Annotated in this window: 5 protein-coding genes; 1 reads left to right on the forward strand and 4 read right to left on the reverse strand. The window is 59.2% G+C overall.

Annotated elements, in window-relative coordinates; translation table 11 throughout:
* Nucleotides 1-284: 284 nt before the first annotated feature.
* Complete coding sequence (locus tag NCG91_RS27740; protein ID WP_077408865.1) at nucleotides 285-1,364, reverse strand: tartrate dehydrogenase; 1,080 nt, start codon at nucleotides 1,362-1,364, stop codon at nucleotides 285-287.
* Nucleotides 1,365-1,478: 114 nt separating this feature from the next.
* Here NCG91_RS27740 and NCG91_RS27745 point away from each other — a divergent pair, with 114 nt between their 5' ends.
* Nucleotides 1,479-2,378 carry a LysR family transcriptional regulator gene (locus NCG91_RS27745; protein ID WP_077408866.1) on the forward strand — a complete coding sequence of 300 codons (900 nt, stop codon included), beginning with the start codon at nucleotides 1,479-1,481 and terminating at the stop codon, nucleotides 2,376-2,378.
* Nucleotides 2,379-2,395: 17 nt separating this feature from the next.
* On the opposite strand, the gene NCG91_RS27750 is transcribed toward NCG91_RS27745, so the two are convergent.
* The 3 genes from NCG91_RS27750 to NCG91_RS27760 all read right to left on the reverse strand — a co-directional run bounded on the left by NCG91_RS27750 (nucleotide 2,396) and on the right by NCG91_RS27760 (nucleotide 6,113).
* Nucleotides 2,396-3,886 (reverse strand): DUF3482 domain-containing protein, encoded by a 1,491-nt coding sequence (locus NCG91_RS27750; RefSeq protein ID WP_251352074.1) that lies wholly within the window; start codon nucleotides 3,884-3,886, stop codon nucleotides 2,396-2,398.
* Nucleotides 3,883-5,361: a DUF2868 domain-containing protein gene (locus tag NCG91_RS27755; protein ID WP_251352076.1), complete on the reverse strand. Its 1,479-nt coding sequence runs from the start codon at nucleotides 5,359-5,361 to the stop codon at nucleotides 3,883-3,885. Before NCG91_RS27755 ends, NCG91_RS27750 begins: the two co-directional genes overlap by 4 nt.
* A gap of 62 nt (nucleotides 5,362-5,423) precedes the next feature.
* Nucleotides 5,424-6,113 carry a phosphatase PAP2 family protein gene (locus tag NCG91_RS27760; RefSeq protein ID WP_251352077.1) on the reverse strand — a complete coding sequence of 230 codons (690 nt, stop codon included), beginning with the start codon at nucleotides 6,111-6,113 and terminating at the stop codon, nucleotides 5,424-5,426.
* Nucleotides 6,114-6,392 lie beyond the last annotated feature (279 nt).

Genomic DNA, 6,392 nt, shown 5'->3' on the forward strand with positions numbered 1-6,392 from the left:
TTTAAGTATTACAGCAATCCGAAGATCTCTGCTGCACCTACATCAAATGCCCACACTTATCGACTGTTAATTGTTAAAGAACTGTATTCGGTACTGCTTTCGCGCTATCGACAAAGCGTTGTGTCTGTCAGCTGCGAAGAAGGAAGAGTATGAAGCATTTCGCTACATCCGTCAACACCTTCTTTTTACTACCCAGCCCCTGAAGGCCGTCCCTTTTGTGCCGCAAACTAGTGCGTCTCATTGGGGAGGCGAACTATAGCAAAGCCACTCACAGGCAGCAAGCTTTATTTCAGCAATTCGGCAACCGCCATGCCGACATCCGTCGTACTGGCGCTGCCACCCATGTCTGGCGTACGCGGACCATGCTCAAGCACCTGCTCGATGGCCCGCACAATCGCATCATGCGCCGCCGTGTAATTGGCATCGCCATTGCCGAGGAAGTCCAGCATCATGGCGCCCGACCAGATCATGCCGATCGGATTGGCGATATTCTGGCCATAGATATCGGGGGCGGAACCGTGCACCGGCTCGAAAACGGAAGGAAAAGTCCGCTCCGGATTGATATTGGCCGACGGTGCGATGGCAATCGTCCCCGTGCAGGCGGGCCCCAGGTCGGACAGGATGTCGCCAAACAGATTCGAAGCGACCACCACGTCGAAGCGTTCAGGGCTCAATACAAAGCGGGCCGCCAGGATGTCGATATGGTATTTATCCCAGCGGACATCGGGAAAGCTCGGGCCCATGGCTTCCACCCGCTCATCCCAATACGGCATGCTGATGGCGATGCCATTCGATTTCGTGGCCGATGTCAGGTGTTTTTTAGGCCGGCTTTGCGCCAGTTCAAACGCATACTTCAGGATACGGTCGACACCCTTGCGCGTAAAAACGGATTCCTGCAGCACCGTTTCGCGTTCCGTCCCCTCGAACATGCGCCCACCCACGGATGAATACTCTCCTTCCGTATTTTCACGCACCACATAAAAATCGATATCACCTGGCTTCTTGTTCGCCAGCGGGCACGGCACACCAGGCATCAAGCGCACGGGACGCAGATTCACGTATTCGTCGAATTCGCGGCGGAATTTCAGCAGCGAACCCCATAAGGAGATGTGGTCGGGTACCTTGTCCGGCCAGCCCACAGCGCCAAAGTAGATGGCATCGAAATCCTTGAGCTGGGCAAACCAGTCCGAGGGCATCATTTGCCCGTGTTCCAGGTAATAGTCGCAATTGGCCCATGCCATCGTCGTGAACTGCAGGTCGATATTGAAACGGCGCGCGGCGGCCTCGACGACACGCAGCCCTTCCGGCATGACTTCATTGCCGATGCCGTCGCCGGCGATGACTGCGATTCGGTGTGCGGGCATGGGGTTCTCCTGGTTATAGATGGATGCTAGATGGATGCATTGATGATACTGGCGCCGCATGAGAATACAATCAGGTAACTCATAACCCAAGTATTCACATTTCGTGGTCAATCAATGAAACATACACCGCTGCTGGAAGACTTACGCCTGTTTTGCCAGGTCGCCCATAAAACCAGCTTCGCCGGCACGGCCTTGGAACTGGGCATTTCCAAGGCCGTCGTCAGCAAGCGCATAGGCATGCTGGAAGCGGCACTGCAAGTACGGCTGTTGCACCGGACCACACGCCGGGTCAGCGTCACCGATCACGGCGAGATCGTGCGGCAATGGGCGCAGCGCATCCTGGAAGATGTCGAGCAAATGGGTGAGGCGGTAGCGCAGTCGAAACTGCAGCCGCAAGGCGTGCTGCGCATCTGCTCCAGTTCCGGTTTCGGACGCAACCGGCTCGGTCCTGCCCTATCCCAGCTGGCACGGCAGTATCCAGACCTGAAAATACAGCTGGAATTGCTCGACCGGCCCGTCGACCTGCTGGGCGAAGGTTTCGATCTCGACATTCGCATCGGCGTGGTCCATGAACCGGACCTGATCGCCCACCGTATTGCCAGCAACCAACGCGTACTGTGCGCCGCGCCCGCCTACCTGGCACGACGCGGAGCGCCGGACACCCTGGCGCAGCTGCGCGAGCATGACTGCATCGTCATTCGCGAACGCGACCAGGATGGGCGGCGCTGGAAACTGCAGGGGCCGCAAGGATTGGAAACGGTGAAGGTCGACGGACCGCTCTCGGCCAACAATGGCGAGATCGTCCATCAATGGGCGCTGGATGGCCACGGCATCATCTTGCGTTCGGCATGGGATGTGGAAAGCAGCCTGGCGCAAGGCAAGCTGCTGCGCATTTTGCCCGCGTATCAACAGGCGGCCGATGTGTGGGCGGTGACCACCTCCCGGCTGTCGAACTCGGCCAAGGTCAGGGCCTGCGTGCAGTTTCTGGAGCAGTGGCTGCAAGCCCGCGCCTGATGATCTACACCAGGTATCTACACCAGGCGCGCCACATCCGGATACAGACGCGCCAGGGTATCGGAGGTGATGGACGACAGGAGGGGCAGCACGCGCTCGGCGGCTTGCTCCGGCGACTTTTCCCGGCGCACGTCTTTCCACAGCTCGGCCAGAGCAGCGTCATGGCGCGCTACCGCCTGCTCGACCTCATCCTGCCAGAAGGCCGGCGCTTCGCTTTCGACAAAGTTGCCGCGGCCACGGCCAAAATGCGCCACCGCCAGATAGCGCAGCACGCCCGCCACCACCAGGGTGCGCAGGAAAGCATCGGTAAATTGCATGGTGGGCTCGTTGCGGTCCGTGCCGGAATTAAAACCCCAGGCGGCGCCAGCAAACGTCAGCGCACCGACCACGCCGCCAAGCAAGGCCCCCGTGCCCAAGGTCAAGCCGCCGGAAATCAGGTCGGCCGACAGTCCCGTTGCCGCACCGGAAATCATGGCGCCCAACAACCCCGCTTGCGCCTTGTCGATCGGCGCGCGCACGGCGAAATTTTCCCGTATCCTGCTATTGATCTTATGCGCATCGGTAGGATCGAGTTTGTGCAAGATCAACAGTTCACGCGTCGTTTCGCCGCTGTGCGTATTGAGGCGCGCTACCAGGCTGGCCATGGCCTTTTCCTGGCGTTGCTGCTCTGCATTCTTACCGATACCCACTACCTGCAAGGCCGATTTCAGCAAGCCCTTGGACGCCGGATCAATGGCTTCGCGATCCTGGGCAGCCATGGCCAGCTGGGTGGCCAGCAAATGCATGGCCTGCTGAAAACGCGCCGTATTTTGCGTTTGCCAGGCAGCAAACAAACGCGCGTAGCCAGCTTGCTGCGACTGCGGCAACAATTTACCTACGGCTTCGTAAAACACGCGCTCATGTACCCAGCAGCGGGCAAAGGCATCGAGCGCCAGGACGCCGCGCACGATCGGATACTGCTGCAAATGCTCGCGCCAGCACGCCTGCTCGCCGAGCTCCTCATTGCCCGGACGCGGCGGCCCCATCTGATTGAGCAAGACCACCACGGGCTTATCCAGCCAGGCGAGGATTTTCATTTCCGCTGGCAAATAACCTGCATCCCGGGGATTTTCGGAAGAGTTGACCAGATATAGCACCACGTCGGCAGAGTCCTTGGCCGTGCGCAACGCTTGCTGGCTGAGCCAGAACGGACGGTCGCGGTAGCGGTCCAGCACTTCGCGCAGGAACCAGCCGATGGGATTGCCCGACTGCCCCAAGCGCTTGAGCAAGCGCACGGAGTCGCCGAAGCCTGGCGTATCCCACAATTGCAGGGCATCACCCTGCGGCGTCGCCAGCAAGGTATGCGATTCAGCAAACACGGTCACGTGGGCGGCGTCGCGCACTTCGCCGACATCCACGCCCACCAGGGTACGCGCCAGTGTCGTCTTGCCATTATTCGTGTGCGAAATCAGCGCGAACTGAATCTGCACCGCATCATCCTGCACATCTTTATTCACATTCACACTCATGCTGCTGCCGATACTTTCAGCCCGACACCAGCATCGAGCGGGTGCAAGGCAGGATTGAGCAAATTGACCAGGGTGGCCGTGGTTTTGTGGAACTGGCAGAATTGTTGCCACAAGGCGACTCGTTCCGCCAGGCGCGCGCCGTTATCCGCCTGCTCGCCCGCACGCTCCAGGTAGGCGGACTCGTCGATCAGGACGGCGATGCCGCGTGTTGACGATTGCGCCAGGTAATCGAGGAAGGCGCCATGATTTTCCTTTTCCGGCGTCGCCGTCAGGTTGAACAGCACGGCCGTGATATTGACTTGCGGATCATTCAGGTCCGTGCCACGCAGGACGTCCTGCGGCTCTTCGCCATACGACGTCGACGGACGCAGCATCATGCGGCCTTGCTCACCGAACAACATGAGGGCGAGTTGCCCCAGGCCCTTGTGGCGCGCCTCATCGACAGTAAAGCTGTATGGCAAGACGCGCAACATGCCGCCCGTGGCCACGCCGATGCTTTCATTGAGCTTGCGGAAATACGGTTGATCGAGATCCAGCGGAAAGTGCCTGGTCAGGCGCGCGGCGCGCCAGTTGTTGACCAATGCAAGGATCAGGCGGGGAACGACCACCAGCAGAAAGATGGTTGCCGCATACAAATGCACCCAACGGGCGCCACCTTCGACGGTGGTCGTTTGCGGGAAACGCAGCGCTTCGATTTCCGCCAGCGAAAAGCCTTGCAAATGAAATAGGGCAATAGCCGGCGCAAACAGGGTTGAAAGCAGGCTGTGTACCTGGCTGGCACTCAAAAAGGTGCTTTCCCAACCTGCTGCGTATTGCGACAGGAAACCGCGCGCATACAACGAGGCGACGGCGCCGATGGCAAACATGGCGGCGCTCAGGTGGATGGTACGGCTCAGGCGCGCGGCCGTCAGCTTGGAGCTCAGGTGCGCCCATTCCCCCATGAAGCTGAGCAAACCCGAGGACAAGGCGTGCGGCAACTTGCGCGGCAAGGCCAGGCGGCCCACGCTCAGGTGGCGCACCAGTCCCGCCTTCGGCCAGCCGAGGGCATGCGAGGGGATGCATAGCCAGATCAGCAAGCCCAGGTAGACCAGCACGTTCCACGCGATGATCAGCAGCAAGGGCGCCGACAACAGATCCACACGATGGGGATCCGTGATGCGGTCGAGCCCGGCGCCCAGCAGCAGTGCCAGCAGGGGCAAGGTCAGCGCCAGGGTTTTCATGCCGTTACGGCGTTTCGCGAAAGCGGCAAAGGCGGGCGTGCGTTCGGTGATGCGCTTGAGGATCAACTCGGAGCGCTGCTGCAGGAAATCGTCACCCGTCACTTCGGCCTGTTTGCCCGAAGCTTGCCACTGCGCAAGCTCACGCGCGCTGCGGCTGGCATACATGCGGTCATCCTCGCTGAGGACTTCTTTTTTCTGGTCGGCCGTCTCGATAGCACGGACCAATACCACTTCTCTCGCAATCTGCTCGTTCATGGTGCTCCTGTTTTTGTATGAAACGACAACTAGACAGGCAGATTGTGACGTACTTTTATGTTTCAGGCCAACGCGTCCTCGGTCCGGAGCAGATTATGCAGCAGATATATCAGGAAAGAGGCGATCCAGGCAGACCACAAGGTGTGCGTGAAAAATTGCGTACCTTGCAACTGTTGCTGCCAGCCTGTCACCAAACCGCACAGTAGCATGACGCCAGCGAGCAGAAGCGCCGTGCGTGGCCGTCCGGGCAGGCAAAACAATGGCAAGGCCAGCATCCACCAGGCAGTGTTCGTCTGCATGGTGGGCAGGCAAACCATGGCAGATGCATTGGCGGGCAATGTTTCCAGCAGGCGCGTGTATGGCGCCAGTCCGCCATAGCGCAGCAAATCCGTGGGACAGGGCACATCGCTGAAGGAAGAGAGCAAATAAATGCTTAACGGCACCAAGACGACCGACAGAGCCACGACGCGCAAGGCGCTGCGGCGTGAAGCAAGCCGAGCCAGCGGATGCAAGGTGTCCCAGATGGCCAAGCAGATCAAGGCGGAGCCAAGCGAGATCATGCCGAGCTGGAAATTGCCCGCCAACGCGCTGCCCGTGCCGGCAAATTGCCCACGCGTCCCGTCGAACATGCTGTCGGCGATCATGAGATCGAGGTTGCTGTAATTGCCGATCCAGAGTATCAGCATGGCCGACAGCATCAAGATACTATCGATGCCTTTGAGAGTTTTGACGAGTTTAAGCTTGGCCAACATGGATGCACACATTTACTTGATGGGATGAAAGGGACTGACCGCCCAAGGGCGGCAGCCATGCAAGTCATCGTACAGTGTGAATATGAAGAGAACATGACGGTGCCCGCAGTTAGCAACATGGACCGGGCAAGATAGGCATTTTGCAGCACACTCACCCCCGTAAAAAGTGCTCACGAGCGATAACTTCGCGCAACTTCGCCGTACGCACGACAAAAAGCCGGCGCCAGGTAAAACCAGCAGACGAAAAAAAACCCGACCATTGCTGATCGGGTTTTTCTC

The sequence above is a fragment of the Janthinobacterium kumbetense genome (assembly GCF_023703445.1).
Taxonomy (GTDB): domain Bacteria; phylum Pseudomonadota; class Gammaproteobacteria; order Burkholderiales; family Burkholderiaceae_D; genus Janthinobacterium; species Janthinobacterium kumbetense.